Below are 17189 nucleotides of genomic sequence, written 5' to 3' on the forward strand. Positions count from 1 at the left end.
GAAATAATCTTCTAGTTTTGCAAAACCTGCAAATAGTATTCACACCAAGATTATACGTAGAATTTGTTGAGGTGTTTCGTATTCAGGATTCGGCCTGCTTCTGCAGAATTAATGAGATTTGTGCTCCTTTTTGGATTCCAAGCATCTGTTGGGCATCTCCCTTATTAATACCTACCTCTAGCATACCCGAACTACCGATGTAAGCCACAGGCTCACCATCGGCTACATCACCAAAAGTGTCCGCAATATTATCCAGGATGGTATTGCCTATATAAATACGCACCTTCCTATCACCTATCACATCCTCAACATGATCGGCGGTAATATTTGTCACCAGGTTTCCAAACTTGTCGATATGCATAACCATACCTTCAATACCGTTTTTATCAGTAATAGGTACCGTCCACCGGTAGGTTTTTAAATCCTCAGCAGATTCACCTAGCTCTTCCAAGTTCACACCTTGGCTAAGATGGGCGGCAACGGGAGCAAAAATATCTCGTCCATGAAAAGTATTTGAAGGATTATCTCTCCAATATTCTGCATTTGTTAACCGAACCGCCTCGTAGGGATGCTCTTCAATTAGAAGTGAAAAAATACCATTATCGGGACCTACAAAATATTGATCAGCAATTTTGATCGCTATGGGATCGCGGTCAGTTCCCACTCCCGGATCAACTACCACAGCATGCACCGTTCCCTTGGGGAAAAGCATTGCAGAATTTTTAAGGATCCAGGAACCAGCCATAATATCCTGCGAAGGAATATCGTGTGATATATCGACCATGCGTACATCAGGAGCAATATCCAACATAACCCCCTTCATGGCACTCACATAGTAATCCTGCAGACCAAAGTCGGTCGTAAGGGTAATCACATTACGCATAGGTATTAAGCATCACTGGCATCACAAGCATAAGAATTTGCTCATCCTCTTCCTCTTCAGAAGGTTTTACAATACCGGCCCTGTTGGGAGTAGAAAATTCAAAATAGACCTCTTCACCATCAACATTGCTAAGTACATCTGCCAAATATTTAGCATTGAACCCAATTTCCATCTCATCATCATCATACTCACAAGCAATAGTCTCTTTGGCCTCGCTGCTCATATCGATGTCCTCGGCACGGATGGTCAAATTATCCGAATTCATCTGTAAACGAATTTGCCGTGTAGTAGAACTTGAAAATATGGCTACACGCTTCACCGTTGCCAGCATTTGATCTTTCGTAATGAACAGTTCTTTTTGATTGTCTTTAGGGATAACCGACTCATAATTGGGATACTGTTCGTTAATTAACCGGGTGATGACAATCGTATTTCCACTCTTAAAGCGCACATGGTCGTCAGTGATGGTCATCTTACACTCCTCATCATGCAATGCTTTTTGAACCAGGTTTAACGCCTTTTCCGGAACAATAAAATCAATTTCCTCATCACTTGTTAAATCTTCTTTGATATATTTAACAAGGCGATGACCATCAGTGGCTACAAATTTGCTCTCTTCGGGACCAATATCAAAATAAACGCCCATCATAGCAGGACGCAAGTCATCATTGGAAACGGCAAAGAGCGTTTTGTCAATAGCTTTCAGGATATTGTCTTTGCCCGCATCCAACGTATGGCCCTCATCAAGATCAGGTATTTCGGGAAACTCATCGGGATCTTCGCCCACTAACTTATATGTACCTTTGTCAGTCCGAAACTTAATATTAAATTTTTCATCTACTTCAAAAGCCACCGGAATGTCGGGAAGCTGACGAAGTGTCTCTGTCAGCCGGCGTGCAGGAATAGCAACCGCACCACCTTCGTCAATATCTGCATCAACAGATTCTACAATTGAAATTTCCAGATCGGTAGCAGTAAGGCGTAACTGCTCTCCCTCACTTTCAAATAAAATAGTTTCGAGAATAGGAAGAGTTGCTTTGTTGGGAACAGCTCCCGAAACTGCAGACAGAGCGTCTACTAATTCATCACTTGAGATATTAAATTTCATAAGTAATACTATTTTAGGCTAAGCGTTCATCGCAGGTCAAATATAACCTCATTTTATAATACCTTATACTAATAAATCTCCACTCTCTTAGCAACCAAATTACACGGTGTATTTTGGATCAAATAGACCGTATAACTCATCCTTTGACCACTGCTTATCATTACAAAAAAACAACGCCTCATATCCCTAATTCTATTATTCAAAAAGAGAACTATTGCTTATCTTTTTGCTTCGTAATATTCAATAATTCCTGACTCTCTGATCTTTTGCAAATACTCTTGCTCGGTCCTACAGCAGTGGGCAAAACGGCACTTTCAACCAGTTTAGCCCGGCAGCTCAATGCCGAAATTATATCCGTCGATTCCAGACAGTGTTATAAGTATATGGACATTGGTACAGCCACCCCCACCGAAGAAGAGCAGAACGGCATTCCACATTATAACCTCTCCATTATCGACCCGGACCAGAAAGACAATGTCGCAAACTTTCACAAGCGCGCTATGCAGTGGAAAAACGAAATTCAATCCCGTGATAACAATGTTCTTTTTGTAGGCGGCAGCACCCTGCATACCCAATGCGTTATACAGCCGCTGGATGACGTACCCAGTGCAAATGAACAAAATATTGCCGATCTCGAAGCCCGCATAGAGAAAGAGGGGATAGACCCCCTGTATCAAAAACTCAGGGAAGTAGATCCAGAGTATGCCCACAACATGGACGGCAAAAACACCCAGCGCATCGTTCGTGCACTCGATGTGTGGATGCAAACCGGCCGTGCTTTTAGTTCTTTTCATTCTGATGACGATACTCTTACCGTTCCTAATGATATGATTGTCTTTGGCCTGCAGCGCGAGCGGCAACAGTTATATGACCGCATTAACCGCCGCGTGGACAATATGTTTGCACAAGGATTTTTGGATGAGGTGCGTGCCATCCTCGAGAAGGGCTACTCGCTGGATGATCCGGGACTTAACACCGTAGGATATAAGCAGGCTATCGCATTTTTAAACAACGAAATGAGCCGCGAACAGATGATCAGTAATATGAAAACCAAGACTCGGCGCTATGCCAAGCAGCAGCTTTCCTGGTTCCGGCGTTGGGAGTTTATCAACTGGATTAACTTAGAAAAATATAATCAAGATCAGGCTCAAGATTTTATCCTTCAACAATTAGCAGCTAAGGCAAATAACAATTAACTTTACCCTCAACAAAAGACAGCATAATTTTACGCTAATGTATAAAGCCACTGTAAACGTCACACTTCGTAAGTCTATTTTAGATCCCAAAGGCAAAGCTGCACAGCATGCCCTCACTGATCTCGGCTTAACAAATATCGATAACGTACGGATCGGCAAACTAATAGAGTTGGATATTGATGCCGACGATAAAGATGAGGCATTCGATATTGCCGAAACGGCATGCTCGAAGCTGCTAGCCAACGAAGTGATGGAAGATTTTGAAATTGAGATCCACGAAAATTAATTCTCTCTCGGTATGTATCATTCGCTTTTTAGCATTTGGGGATCTGATCCCGATGTCGAAAAAGAAGAAGACAAACCCGGGGTAGGGGTTGAGGTTCTGCAAAAAGAACAGGAGGACGAAGAAGAGAAGACCCCGTGGAGAGTTATTTTATATGATGACGATATCCATACCTTTGATGAGGTTATCGGACAACTCAAAAAAGCACTAAAATGTAATCAAGCACGCGCCGAAAAATTAACCCGGAAGGTACATAACGAGGGCAAAGCCGAAGTCTTTAAAGGAAACTTTGAAGAATGTTTTAAAGTGAACGGCGTACTTAAGGAAATACAACTTATCACCGAAATAAAAGGATAAATCTGTGTCTGCTAAATTAGGAGTAATCGTTTTTCCCGGTTCTAACTGCGACCATGATGCGTATCATGCACTCGCTCATATCATGAATGCCGAAACCACTTTTCTCTGGCATAAAGATACCGATCTTTCTGATATCGACTTTTTACTTATTCCCGGCGGTTTTTCATACGGTGATTATCTTCGATCCGGTGCCATTGCACGCTTTTCCCCCATTATGCAATCGGTTATACAATTTGCCAACCAAGGCCGACCGGTACTGGGAATTTGTAATGGGTTTCAAATTCTGCTTGAAGCGGGGCTGTTGCCCGGTGCAATGCTTCATAATGAACAGCTGCGCTTTGTCTGTAAGCACACGCACATTCGATGCGAAACATCCGACACGCTTTTTACCCGCAATATTGTCCCTGGCAGTGTGCTGCAAGTTCCCGTAGCCCACGGCGAAGGTAATTACACTACAGATCAAGATCAGCTGAAGCAATTGCAGGATAACGACCAGATTGTATTTCGATACTGCAACGAGGGAGGAGAAACTACTGACGAAGCCAACTTCAACGGCTCAATCGATAACATTGCCGGTATTTGTAATACCAATCGTAATATTTTGGGAATGATGCCACATCCTGAACGTGCTGTTGAAAAGTTGCTGGGTTCTGATGACGGAAAACAAATTTTCGAATCTGTGCTTGAGGAATTAGCTGTCGCATAATTATAATTCATTCCCACCAATATGGCAGAGGCATCAAAAAACAAAACGCTATATAGTAAGGGCCTCACCAAAAGCTACAAAAAGCGTACCGTTGTTTCTGATGTTTCTATTGATGTTACGCAGGGCGAAATTGTAGGACTGCTCGGCCCGAACGGAGCGGGTAAAACCACAACTTTTTATATGTTTGTAGGTTTAGTTACACCCGACAGCGGCCAAATTTTTCTTGATGATCAAAACCTTACCGGTTTGCCCATGTATAAACGCGCACGGATGGGCGTTGGCTATTTGTCGCAAGAAGCCAGTGTATTCCGTAATTTGACCGTACGCCAAAACCTGGAATCTATTTTACAGTTTTTTGATCTGTCTAGCCAAGATATTAATGAGCGCGTAGATCAGCTTATTGAAGAGTTCGGGCTGGAACGGGTAGTCGACAGTAAGGGACACAGCCTTTCGGGCGGAGAGCGCCGTAGAACCGAAATTGCTCGTGCGCTTGTCACTGATCCTGACTTTATTCTGCTGGATGAACCATTTGCCGGCGTTGATCCTATTGCTGTTGAGGATATACAAGATATTGTAGCCCAACTTAAATATCGTAACATTGGTATTTTTATTACCGATCATAACGTCCACGAAACACTGGCTATTACTGATCGGGCCTATCTGCTGTTTGAGGGAAAAATTCTTAAAGAAGGATCTGCTGATCAGCTGGCCGAAGATAAAGAAGCGCGACGGCTGTATCTGGGTAACCAGTTTCGCCTGGACCGATACAGCGGACCGCCAAAAGAGGAAGAATAATTTCTCGTTTTTATATGAAATACGTTTCTAAAATAGATTTTCATTATAAATTGGATATAGGATTCGTCTCTAAAAATTTTATTCGATAAACTATGGAAGAAATTACTGTACAAGAGTTTAAAGAAAAGTTAGAAGATAACGACTCCAATGTACTACTACTGGATGTACGGGAACCGTTTGAGCAATATCAGTCTAAAATTGAGTATGACAACTCAACTTTAATACCGGTTGACCAGCTGCCAAACAGGCTCGATGAAATTGAATCACATAAAGACCAAGAAATAGTTTGTATGTGCCGCAGCGGTAGCCGTAGTGCCCAAGCTTGTGAGTTATTAGAAAAGAAAGGATTCGAAAACGTAATGAACCTGAAAGGCGGCATTAACCAATGGGCCAAAGATATTGATAACAGTCTGCCGGTATACTAGTATTCAGTATCAAATTACCTACATTTCATAACTCAATACTCAAATACTAAATAAGATCAGACCATAGCCGCAATCTGGTTCAGTAGTTCTTCGTTGCTGTCGGTATTTTTAAGCACTTTCAACAGGCTTTCCATTGATTCTTTGGGCGACTTTTTGAGCAGATAGCGCCGAACCATATTACGTTCCTCAACAGAATCTCCAATAAACTTATCCTCATTACGCGTTCCTGATGCGCTAATATTAATAGCCGGAAAAATACGATCATTGGCTAGTTCCCGATCTAGCACTAACTCCATGTTACCGGTACCCTTAAACTCTTCAAAAATAAGATCATCCATCTTAGAGTTCGTCTCAATGAGGCAGGTCGCAACAATAGTCAGCGATCCGCCACCTTCAATTTTGCGGGCAGAACCAAAAATCTTTTTAGGGATTTCGAGCGCGCGAATGTCAAGACCACCCGAAAGAGTACGTCCACTGCTTTCCTGAATATTGTTGTAAGCTCGTCCCAGTCGAGTAAGAGAATCCACAAGCAGTACAGCATCGTCGCCCATTTCGGCCTTGCGCTTCATATGACCAAGAGCTAATTCCGTGATGCGAACATGGCTTTCCGTGGGTTTATCATTCGATGAGGCAAATACATCCGCATCCGTTGACCGCAAAAAGTCAGTCACTTCTTCCGGACGCTCATCCACCAGCAGCACTCCGGTAGAAATATCCTCATGATTAGCAGTAAGAGATTCAGCAATCTTTTTAAGAAGTACCGTTTTTCCGGTACGGGGTGGGGCCACAATTAACGCTCGCTGCCCTTTACCCACCGGGGCCACCAAGTCCATAACACGCATTTCAATATTATCCGAATCAATACCTAACTTGATGTGTTCAATCGGCATAATGGGCGTTTGTAATTCAAAACGGGTAGATCGTTGCCAATCCATAGGATCACGCCCATTAATTTTTTCGATAGAATAAATATGACGATGCCCATTACCGTCTTCTTCGTATTCTCCCTCAATTTCCAAGCCCGGTCTTAAATTATGCTTTTCAACTTCATCAGGCTTTAGAAATGGATCGCTCGGCTCATAGCTGAATTCATAATCCTTTTCACGTGCAAAACCATAGCCTTTGGCGTTAATTTCAACTACACCTTTATAACTACCCGCCACTTCCAGGTCATGATTTTCATTAAATCGGGGAACAAACACATTATTATTGTGTCCGCGATTATTGTTTCTTGAACGTCCCATTGCAGTCGATTTTTATGTTATCCTTATTCCAAAATGCTTCGAATATCAAAGCTTCGAGCGTAGAAATGCAGGAATTGAATTAGTTTTACGAATTGAGAAAAGAAAAGCAGTGCGGTCTCCACAACTGCACTGCTTTGTACCGAATTTTAATATAATAATATCAGGTGACAGTTAAAACTAGCGTACGGTTGTTGTTTCATTAATCCATTCGTAGCATTCCATCAGTGATCCGTCAATTTTAAATTCATCCCCAGAATTAAGGGGAGGATCCCAGAAGAATTTTTCTTCGTTTGTGGGCGTAACCGGACTATAAGATTTATATTTACGTTCTACTTCATTAGTAGTATTGGGATCTATTCGTTTTGCCTTATCCAAATAGTCGAGCACCAACCAATAAACGGTTTTATCTCTTCGCTCCATCTTACGCCCTTCTGCACATTTACTTACAGCCCGAGCATAAATATCTGCAATTTGGATATATGGAGCGCCCCAATCGCTGTCATAGTCAGTAGCACTACGTGCATATTCACGAGCCTTTCTTAGTCTTCCACTATTCAAATATGCATCAGAGATTTTAATCGAAATTTCAGCCTTTTGTTTATCCGATTGGGCCTTGTCCATCGCTTCATTAAAGTACTTAATAGCCATATTGTGATTGGCATTGCTGACAGCAAAATCCGCCAAGGCCATTGTATTTCCATAGCTGGGATTTAGCTTATACAACTTTTCTGCTACCGATCGCTCTTTTTTTGTCATTTCCTGCTCTCTATAAAGATCACGCAGCGAAGACAATACCTTCTGGTTTTTAGGATTTTCTTTCAAACGCCCTTCCAAAAAGGTGATCCGTTCTCCAGGAGATTCAAAAAGCTGGTTCCGTTTATCATTAAAGGTCGTTTTTAACTTTTCAGAAGCATAAGGCTCTGCCTTTTTCATAACACTGAGAGCCTTGTCTTTCTTTCCTTGAGCAATCATTTCTTGCAACATTACCTGTATATAATACCCATCACCATAGTTAGTGAATTCTTCTGGACGCAATTCAAATGCTTTATAGTAATTTTCCGAAGCTTTTGCAGAAGCATTATCGAACACATTAGAATGGGTTTGATAAAGGCGTCCACGATTTATATACCAACTATAATGATTTGACTTATCAGAATACTTCTTAAACATCTGATCATAAATCTGCAATGCCGTATCTGCATAGGCTTCCTGCATAGCGGGGTCTTCCAATTCTTCTGCATATCCACTGTAAGAATTGGCAAGACGTCGCAGATTTCTTTTTAGCTCAAACCGACTATAGCCTTCAATACTTTCCGGCATCCCTTCCCAGATCCACCGGCCAAACTTTACAGCTTTTTCAAAAGAATCACTTTTGTAGTTTTCTAAAAAAAGCGAATAGGCTCCTACTTCACTCATCCCATCAGGAGGCGATGTGGCATTTTGAGCCATCAGGGAACTACTGCTGAAAATCAAGAATAAAAATAGTAAAAGCTTCTTCATAGTCTTAAGATTTAATGTATCGTTCAGGTTATAAACTATATGCAACACAAATTTATTGTTTACTGCAATTTAGGACGGAAGAACATGATTTCTGTTAGGTTAAGCGTTAAACTAACTCCCCATATTTGTTCTTTCACTAAATTGCTGGAATTTGTTCCCCGAAATCCGTATTCGAGTCCCAAATCAACAGAAGAATTGGAGCTTGGCGAGCGAATACCTAATCCCAGTGAAAACTTTAATGTATTAATGCGATTACCCCTTAATCGCAAATGACCGGTATCATAAGAGCCGCCAAATCGATATTTAAAATATGATAAAAATTTATCAGATCCACTTCGGTAGGGATAATATTGCATCCCCACTCCTACTTTATAGCGATTAACAAAATTGGCATTCCCCTGGGTAGAACTAAAATCATTACTATAGTTCGACCAGTCTTGATACAATCCCTCAACAGCTATAAGTGTTAAATTACTGGGACGATAACTTATGCCTCCAGTCATTTTCATAGGCATTTTAACCTCACCATCTCCCAGGTTTATCGGATCTGGAGCCTGAACAATAGCTTCAGACACTTGTTTTTTAGTAGCATTAATAGTTACAGGTAAATCTACTGTTAGCCCAATGCTTAATTCATCTTCTTCCGAAAATAAACTAGGCAAATTAATCAATGTACCAACCCGGTTACCAAACCCAATACCGGAAGTTTCAAATCTATAATTTATCGGTCTATAGCTTCCACTATTAAATATAGCAGAATAGTAATTATCCTGAGATAAAAATACTGCTGACGCCGCATATCCTATAGCAATATTTTTATTTATTTGCCATCCAATACCCAGTTCTGCACGATTTGAACCACCGGTCCCTTCATTTTTTATCCTATACTGTAAGGTATCTTGCGTGCTACCCCGACTAACAAATCTTGTATTATTCTGAACAGCGGAAAAATTAGAGCGTGTTAGAGGGGTAAATGATCCGGAAATACCTAATTTTTCTCGTATAATTGGGAACTGTAATTGAAAGTTATTAACAGAAAAGTTCGAACTGGTAGCAGTATTCCCATTCTGCTCTGCACTAAAGGATTGAATATTAAGTCCTCCAGAACCCAACCCATAAATAGTACTTCCCCAATGAGCAGGATTTGACAAGTTCCCTATCGGTATATCATTATATGAAACACCCAGTATCCCCATTGAACCGGCAGATGTGTTGGCAGTTTCTACAGGATACCCAACGCCAATTCTTGAATATACTGACCCATTGCTAGCTTGGCTTTCTGCTTGAGCAAAACTAACAGATATTGCAATACTCCACAGAACCGCTGTTAAAACTATTTTTTTCAAGACGAAACTTAGTTATTTGTTAATGAAGTTATAATTAGTTTTGGTCTTTTAGAAGGTGTAGCTTGATTGTTAAAGATGATACTTGATCTTATTCCACCATTGGCATTGAGCGTTATCACGAATTTCCGGTTTCCATCAATGCCCCTATCCAATCCCTGCAAAATAGCTGAGGTAATATTAAAATGATACCCCCCATCATCTGTCGAATAGGTACCCTGAGCAATGGGAGAGCCGGATGTTATATTAACTGGGAGATCATCAGGATTTATCAAATATAATCGTGCTGTCGGTACACTCGGCCGTTGTACGGTTGATGGTTCTGATGAAATTGAAGACTCCATCAGTCCATTATTCCGATAAATTACCAACTCAGCTCTAGACACATTTTGGGTAGCCTGATTAATACTAGACCAATCCACATCAAACTCCATAAACTGTTCATTTGTGCTATGTAAAACCGAAGAACCTGCAGGTAAACTACTGGCATTATTGCGCTTAAAACTTGTGGCCCACTGATTTATCGGAACAGAAAATGTATCCGCCTTTGGGTTTTCAACAACAAACCGTGTTGAAGATGCATTAAGAGGAACAACTTTTTTACTATTAGTTGGAACAATAGCTAAACCAAAAGCATCACGGCGATACAAAGAGTCAGCATTATTGTCTGCAAATGACTTATATTCGCTAACCCAAGAACTAGACAAAGACACATCAACAGAATCCTCCTCCTCTACAGTAAACGATGCTATAGGTGATCCTCCATCATCAAGAGCAATATCATCTTGGAAATTAAAATTATTTGCACGCCAAAGTTCATCAATCTCATAAACATCAAAAGATTGAGCAGCTGCCGAATCCCCGTATATTTGCTCTCCATCTAAAATAATTCGCATTAACATATTAGCATTTTGCTCTAACGAATCATCGGGCAGTGGAAGAGAGGGTTTTAATAATCCTGTAGCTGAAATATCACCAAGAAGAGGATCTTGATATTCGCCAGCTGCAAAAAATGAGAATTTCCCGGAGAAATAATTAACACTCCGCTCATTAAAGTTGCTTATCGACATGGTGTCAATAGCCACCTCGGCTTGACCTCCTCCAATATCACCACCAACAGTGCTAGAACTTTCACATCCAAAAAGGATGGTCAGCGAAATTCCAGTTATCAGTATAAAGTTTGCTAATACGTTTTGCGAAATGTTGTTTATAAACTTGTGCAACGAAATACGATCTAATTTTTTACGATTCTTCAGTTTCTTCTTCTACACCAGCAATCTCATCATAATAAGCGGCAAACTTATCAGATACGTCTTCCGGTGATCCCTGAATTTTGTCAGGGGAGACACCCAGCTCATCAAAGAGCTCATCTAATTCATCTGTAATATGATTACCTGTAACCAAGTGATCGCTGAATTTAACACCAAGAGTGCGTAAGTCAACGTTATCACCATCAATTAAATTGTCTTGGTCCACAGAATCAGGCAAACCGACAAGATCAAGCAACTTCTTGTTAAACACTCCATTATTTTCGGGATGGTGAATGTTGTAGATAACATCCGTATCCTTATATATATCAAGATCATTATACTTATGCTTGGCTAACAAAGGAATAAGCCCAGCTGCCCAATCGTGACAGTGAATAATATCTGGCTCCCAGCCCAATTTAGCTATTGTTTCGAGCACTCCTTTGCTGTAAAAAACAATACGTTCATCATTATCATCATAATGTTCATCTGTTTCTGGATTCATGAACATCGATTTGCGGTTGAAATACGTATCATTATCCAAAAAGTAAACCTGTAGCTTCGCATTTGGGATACTAGCCACCTTAATGCGCATACTTTCAACTTTTTCACCTACTTCAACCTCAATACCCGATAATCGAATAACCTCGTGCAATCGATTCCGTCGGTCATTAATAGTACCATACTTGGGAAGTAGAATGCGAATTTCGTACCCCTTATCCTGCAAAGAGGCCGGCAAAAATCGTAACAGATCGGCCGTATGGGTCATGCGGGCAAATGGAGATATCTCAGCGGCAGCGTATAAAACTTTCATAGGCTTAGTATTAATGAATTCGTTGGTATTTTATTGTTTACTCGTCTGACTCTTTTTTTTCTTGGTCGGCATAAAGCTGATCCATCTCTTCATCATCAAGCGAATAAAAATCGAAAAGAGTATCGCTTCGAAGACCAAGGCGCAATGTTTCCACAGGAATTACCTCGGAGGGTTGGACATTCCCTAAATTGACATTGCTACCAAATTTTCTGATAAACCAAACCTGCTGGGCTTTTTGAGGAGCCTCAAAAATTAAGTTTTCAACGGGTACCTGATCAGCTATTTCATCAATGAGCCCAGAACGTACTTCACCGTTGGGACGAAATACCCCAACCGTTCCGCTTTCTCGAGCCTCACAAATAATTTTCCAGGCTCCGGCATCAAGCTCGCGCTCAATCATTTTTACCCACTTGTAGGGAGGGATAATATCATTAGGATTTTTACTGCCAATTTCTGACAGAATAGTAAAATGCTTACTCATGCGTTGGATGATCTCAACTTTCCGTTTATCAGAAAGCCAGATTGTACCATTAGAAACTTCGGCATGCTGAATATTAAACCGGTCAAGCAACTCCATATATGCATCAAGCTGGTCGCGCAGCACATAAGCTTCAAAAAGAGTTCCTCCAAAATATACCGGAATATCAAAGTTAGAATACACCGCCAGCTTTTCTTCCAGGTTTTGCGTTACATAACTGGTTCCCCATCCAAGCTTGACGATATCAAAATGATTGGAACAGGATTTACAAAAATCTTCAACCTCACGGACGCTCAACCCCTTATCCAAGACCAGGGTCATTCCTTTTTCACGAGGTTTTTCAGTTCGCTTTGGTAGGTGATTTAGCGTAAAAGCCATTGAACATTATATTTTGACAAATTAAACGGACAAATATACGAAAAGGAAGGGTTGAAATAAAACTTTATGACGACATCAACCTAAAGAAACTAAAATACTATTGTGATTGCAGGATAAGTCCGGAAAAACTAGCAATCCATAGATGCTGTTTATCTGGGGAGCCACATAACCCTCCCGTGTTGGTACCCCCATAATATTTTGATTCACTATTAAACAACGTAAGATATTGATGATCATTTAACCTGTCAGGTTGATAATTACCTATCTCTTGATCAGAAAAATTGAGAATAAATAATAAATGTCCTACTGATTCCGGCTTCCCACGTAAAAAAGTAAAGCAAGACGGAGGAGAAACCCCTCTGTCTATCCACTTAAAACTATTCTCATTGGATAGCCGCTTATAGAGTACTGGCTCGTTACAGTAGAGTTTATTAAGGTCTTGAATCATTGTCTGTATTCCTGAATGACGATGCTCTTCAAGCAAATCCCAATACAAAGACCTGCTTTCTGACCATTCTCTTGTCTCTGCAAATTCGCCTCCCATAAACAATAGCTTCTTTCCTGGATGGCCATACATATAGGTAAAAAGCAATCGTAAATTGGCAAACTGCTGCTGTTCGTTACCCCATCCTTTCCTGACCAGCGGTTTTTTAAGGTGTACGACCTCATCATGCGAAAGAGGAAGCACAAAATCTTCGGTTTCATTATACATCATGGGAAAGGTGATATTTTTGGTATTCCCCTTGCGACTGGCAGGAGGACGTGCAATATATTCCAACGTATCGTTCATCCATCCCATATCCCATTTATAATCAAAACCTAACCCCCCTTTATTAACAGCTGTGGTTACCCCAGGCCAAGCCGTTGATTCTTCAGCAAGGGTAAGTACTCCCGGAAACTGCTGGTGAATCATCTCATTAAAATCTTCCAAAAAGCTTACAGCCTCAAGGTTTTCTCGCCCCCCGTACTTGTTCGGTGACCATTCATCGGGACCTTTTGAATAATCTAAATATAACATCGAAGCTACTGCATCTACTCGAAAACCATCAATATGAAAATTATTACACCAATAATGGGCATTGGAAAGTAAAAAATTACGTACCCCGGCCTTGCTGTAATCAAAAATATGAGTATTCCAATCTTTTTGCTGTCTCTTTTGGGAATCCCCATATTCATAGAGCGGGGTCCCATCGAACATATGCAAGGCATATTCATCCTTTGGGAAATGCCCCGGCACCCAATCCATGATAACACCAATACCCTGTTTATGGCACTCATTTACAAAATACTTAAAGCCGTCAGGTTCTCCGAACCGACTGGTCGGCGCAAAATAACCGGTGATCTGATATCCCCAAGACGGATCATATGGATGCTCAGCAACAGGCATTACCTCGATATGGGTAAATCCCATTTTTTGCACATAGGGGATAAGCCGGTCGGCAAGCTCCCGATAGGTCAAGTATTGGTTAGTACTGTCTTTTCGTTTCCACGACCCCAAGTGAACCTCATAAATTGATAAAGGCTTATTCAAAGATTGATTTTGCCGGCGATCTTGCAACCAACAGCTATCATCCCATTCAAATTTGGGCTCATAAATTTGCGATGCCGTTTTTGGGGGGAGCTCCATTGCCCATCCATAAGGATCAGATTTTAGAAAGGGATCACTGTTGCTCTCAGTTTGTATCTCATATTTATAAAGGTCACCCGGATTTGCATCGGAGACAAAGGCACTCCATATACCAGTAGCCTCATCTTTTTCCATTAGGTTTTTCTGGCCACCCCATTTATTAAATGTCCCAACTACGCTCAGGCGGGTTGCATTAGGAGCCCATACCGAAAAATAAACTCCATGCTCCGCTGGATGTGCTCCCAAATACTTATAGGCCTCGGAATAATTCCCCTCTTGCCATCGATTAGTATTAAAATGTTGGAATTTCTGGTTCATGAGCATACGTAATTTAAAAACAGTATATAATGATTACGGCTGGGAACAAAAAAGCCGCCCTCATATACCGTTTTAAGCCTGCAAAATCTTAGCAGAAATCTTCCATAATGAGATAGCGAATCTGATCTCAACGAAAATCATTCGACAGTAGTGAATTCGTGTGGTTATCAATAGGGCAGGGACCATTACGACTGCGCTCTAACTTGCCATCAGAACGCTCATTGACTCTGCGGACGTTACGGTATCGGTTCCATACAGTGGAGAGGCCGCGCATTTTGCCCGAGCGAAGCAAAATACACTAAAAAAATACAGAACGATTATCTATAAAAATTTTTACTGCTATTTATACAAAGAAAGTTTTCAGGCTAATATTACGGCTTCACACCCATCTTCCCTTCCAGCGTATTAGGGATTGTAATACCATATAGCAAAACAGTATCTGAGTTCAGGTAACGATATGATCCAATGATGTAAAAATGCTGATGGACTAACTATTGGGATTTTTGTCTTTTCCACTTATCGTATTTTTCACGCTGCGAAGTTACTTTTTTTAGATAGTTACGGGCTTCGGCATATTCCAGGTTCTCTCGAAGATGTTCGTAGTTTTCTTCGGCACTCATGCTATTAGCCTCTTGTATAGCACGTCGTAGCCCTGTATCTCCCGTGTAAGCCACGGCAACATTCCCCGCACCTGTATTATAAGCACTAATCATCATATACAAGCGTGTGGTCTCATCCTTTACACTCTTAAAATAACGCCTTCCCAGGATCTTGATAAATGTACATCCCATTTCAATATTATTGCCGGGGTCAAATAAATACTCCTTGGTTGGGATACCATCCTCGTTATAAATTTTGCGATAAGCATCACGTCCACCGGTCGTTGGCACTAGCTGCATAAGTCCATATGCATTAGCATGTGATGCAGCGGTGGGATTGAAGTACGACTCCACATGAATTACAGCAAATACTAATGACGGATCCAGATTATTCTTTTGAGCAAAATCATAAACTAGATCTTCCACTTTACGAGCGCGCTTTTGGAGGTGGTCACTGGCCAAGTCAAAATCTACGTATACTACATAACGTGATTTACCGTCTTTCCCTTTTACCTTTTTGGTATTGGTTTTTTGTTCGGCAACTTCTTTTGCATACTCTCCGACAGGTTCCTCTTCTGATTTCTGAAGCTGATCGTCGAGTACCGGCTCTTTGGTAATCTCTTTATTAGGCATCTTCTCTGTTTCAAAACCTTCGCGCGTGCCTTTGGATTTCACGGCCTTTTCCACTTTTTCAGACATTTTCTCTTTTACCTGCCCGGCTTCTTCTTTGCTATCGGCCAATACCTCTACCTGCACTTTACCGTCTTCAAAGTCAGTTGAAATACGGAGGTCTCCATTCTCTTTATATTCGACCCATCGCTTTTTAGAACGCTCTTTAAAGTCTCCCCATTTTTGCAACATCTCTTCCTTAAATGCCTCAAACTCTTTTTTATAGGCTTCGCGATAGTCTTCGTAATCCTGCTGCGATTTAGCTATCCCATTCTCAAAACTATCTAAAAATTGCTGGTAACCTTGCTGGTACTGCTGTTTGAAATCCTCAAAACTGTCTTGCGCAGCTGTATCAACGACGCATGCAAAAAGAAAAACAGCTAATGCCGTTAACACCCCCTTGAAATGACTGGTTATACGATTATTCATAATCTTGCAGTCTTTCTAATTAAAAAACTTGTGCGTATTGAAACCTATTCTTCTTTCTTATTTCATCTCTTAATCAAATAACAATACTCATACCCGGGAATATCCAGCACACAGCTGATTGTTCCCGAGCTGAGTATAGCTATAAAGTAAAAAATAGGCCTATATCTCTATTGTTCGGAAGGCATATTTCCGTTTTTCATATCTTCGATCGATTTTTGCATGTCCTCAAATGCTTTCGAAGCCTTAAACTTGGTGTAAAGTTCCTCTTCTTTAGAAAGCGTATTTTCCAATGCTTTGTTGAGAGAATTTGCGGCTTCACCTACCGGCATCCTAACAAGCATTAATACTTCATGCTTGGTATTATTTTGACGACGGTAAAAAGCACTCTCATCCACTTCAACACCACGCAGTGTTTGTTCAGCTACTGTTTTTGATACATCAGTAAATACTTCACTGTAATTACTGCTCTCACCGGATACGGTTTCTTCAGCGTAATTTTTTTGCATTGCACTTACCTCTGACTGAATTTTAATAGCCAGCTGCGCACGACCATTTTGCATTGCCTGTTTTCGAGCCATGCTGCGACGTGAGGATGTAGCCTCTCCAACAGAATAGATATACTCACTATCACTGCTGGGTGGATTTGTGTACCAGCTCGGCAGATCACCAGAATCATCTTGTACTTCTTCTGAGCTGCTACAGCCAACAAATAACATTCCTGCGAGTAAAACGACGAGTACTGTTTTTATCTTCATAACGTTCCCTTTTTTATTTGGATGATTAAGTTAAG

At 40.9% G+C, this 17189-nt stretch carries 17 protein-coding genes; 6 read left to right on the top strand and 11 right to left on the bottom strand.

From position 1 onward, the window contains the following. Nucleotides 1-82: 82 nt before the first annotated feature. Both LX73_RS05815 and dnaN read right to left on the bottom strand, forming a co-directional pair. A complete protein-coding gene (locus LX73_RS05815; RefSeq protein ID WP_148898548.1) occupies nucleotides 83-883 on the bottom strand; it encodes an SAM hydrolase/SAM-dependent halogenase family protein in 801 nt (266 codons plus the stop codon). Then, complete coding sequence (gene dnaN / locus LX73_RS05820) at nucleotides 876-1991, bottom strand: DNA polymerase III subunit beta (protein ID WP_148898549.1); 1116 nt, start codon at nucleotides 1989-1991, stop codon at nucleotides 876-878. The genes LX73_RS05815 and dnaN overlap by 8 nt, the downstream gene beginning before the upstream one ends. 266 nt (nucleotides 1992-2257) lie before the next feature. On the opposite strand from dnaN, the gene miaA reads away from it, so the two are divergent. The 6 genes from miaA to LX73_RS05850 all read left to right on the top strand — a co-directional run bounded on the left by miaA (nucleotide 2258) and on the right by LX73_RS05850 (nucleotide 5753). Then, nucleotides 2258-3187 carry a tRNA (adenosine(37)-N6)-dimethylallyltransferase MiaA gene (gene miaA / locus LX73_RS05825; protein WP_148898550.1) on the top strand — a complete coding sequence of 310 codons (930 nt, stop codon included), beginning with the start codon at nucleotides 2258-2260 and terminating at the stop codon, nucleotides 3185-3187. A 37-nt stretch (nucleotides 3188-3224) separates the two neighbouring features. Beyond that, entirely contained in the window at nucleotides 3225-3473 is a 249-nt protein-coding gene (gene purS / locus LX73_RS05830; protein ID WP_148898551.1) for a phosphoribosylformylglycinamidine synthase subunit PurS, read from the top strand. A 12-nt stretch (nucleotides 3474-3485) separates the two neighbouring features. After that, nucleotides 3486-3827 (top strand): ATP-dependent Clp protease adaptor ClpS, encoded by a 342-nt coding sequence (locus LX73_RS05835; protein WP_148898552.1) that lies wholly within the window; start codon nucleotides 3486-3488, stop codon nucleotides 3825-3827. 4 nt (nucleotides 3828-3831) lie between these two features. Continuing rightward, on the top strand, nucleotides 3832-4533 hold the full coding sequence (gene purQ / locus LX73_RS05840) for a phosphoribosylformylglycinamidine synthase subunit PurQ (RefSeq protein WP_148898553.1): 702 nt from the start codon (nucleotides 3832-3834) through the stop codon (nucleotides 4531-4533). A 21-nt stretch (nucleotides 4534-4554) separates the two neighbouring features. After that, a complete protein-coding gene (lptB, locus tag LX73_RS05845; protein ID WP_148898554.1) occupies nucleotides 4555-5328 on the top strand; it encodes an LPS export ABC transporter ATP-binding protein in 774 nt (257 codons plus the stop codon). A 92-nt stretch (nucleotides 5329-5420) separates the two neighbouring features. Beyond that, nucleotides 5421-5753, top strand: coding sequence for a rhodanese-like domain-containing protein (locus tag LX73_RS05850; RefSeq protein WP_148898555.1), 333 nt, complete (start codon nucleotides 5421-5423; stop codon nucleotides 5751-5753). A 56-nt stretch (nucleotides 5754-5809) separates the two neighbouring features. Here the strand turns inward: LX73_RS05850 and rho are convergent, their stop codons facing one another. The 9 genes from rho to LX73_RS05895 all read right to left on the bottom strand — a co-directional run bounded on the left by rho (nucleotide 5810) and on the right by LX73_RS05895 (nucleotide 17154). Then, complete coding sequence (gene rho / locus LX73_RS05855; RefSeq protein WP_148898556.1) at nucleotides 5810-6997, bottom strand: transcription termination factor Rho; 1188 nt, start codon at nucleotides 6995-6997, stop codon at nucleotides 5810-5812. A gap of 177 nt (nucleotides 6998-7174) precedes the next feature. Then, nucleotides 7175-8497: a tetratricopeptide repeat protein gene (locus tag LX73_RS05860; protein ID WP_148898557.1), complete on the bottom strand. Its 1323-nt coding sequence runs from the start codon at nucleotides 8495-8497 to the stop codon at nucleotides 7175-7177. A 59-nt stretch (nucleotides 8498-8556) separates the two neighbouring features. Continuing rightward, complete coding sequence (locus LX73_RS05865; protein ID WP_148898558.1) at nucleotides 8557-9843, bottom strand: hypothetical protein; 1287 nt, start codon at nucleotides 9841-9843, stop codon at nucleotides 8557-8559. A gap of 8 nt (nucleotides 9844-9851) precedes the next feature. After that, a complete protein-coding gene (locus LX73_RS05870) occupies nucleotides 9852-11063 on the bottom strand; it encodes a hypothetical protein (protein ID WP_148898559.1) in 1212 nt (403 codons plus the stop codon). 19 nt (nucleotides 11064-11082) lie between these two features. After that, nucleotides 11083-11901, bottom strand: coding sequence for a glycogen/starch synthase (locus tag LX73_RS05875; RefSeq protein WP_148898560.1), 819 nt, complete (start codon nucleotides 11899-11901; stop codon nucleotides 11083-11085). 37 nt (nucleotides 11902-11938) lie between these two features. Continuing rightward, the gene (locus tag LX73_RS05880) at nucleotides 11939-12757 is read right to left on the bottom strand and encodes a phosphosulfolactate synthase (RefSeq protein ID WP_148898561.1); all 819 of its coding nucleotides are present in this window, start codon (nucleotides 12755-12757) and stop codon (nucleotides 11939-11941) included. 97 nt (nucleotides 12758-12854) lie between these two features. Continuing rightward, complete coding sequence (gene glgB / locus LX73_RS05885) at nucleotides 12855-14702, bottom strand: 1,4-alpha-glucan branching protein GlgB (protein ID WP_170245598.1); 1848 nt, start codon at nucleotides 14700-14702, stop codon at nucleotides 12855-12857. A 491-nt stretch (nucleotides 14703-15193) separates the two neighbouring features. Then, nucleotides 15194-16399, bottom strand: coding sequence for a murein transglycosylase domain-containing protein (locus LX73_RS05890; RefSeq protein ID WP_148898563.1), 1206 nt, complete (start codon nucleotides 16397-16399; stop codon nucleotides 15194-15196). A gap of 167 nt (nucleotides 16400-16566) precedes the next feature. Continuing rightward, nucleotides 16567-17154 (bottom strand): LPP20 family lipoprotein, encoded by a 588-nt coding sequence (locus LX73_RS05895; protein WP_148898564.1) that lies wholly within the window; start codon nucleotides 17152-17154, stop codon nucleotides 16567-16569. Between the last annotated feature and the right edge of the window lie 35 nt (nucleotides 17155-17189).

The organism is Fodinibius salinus (assembly GCF_008124865.1).
GTDB lineage: Bacteria > Bacteroidota > Rhodothermia > Balneolales > Balneolaceae > Fodinibius > Fodinibius salinus.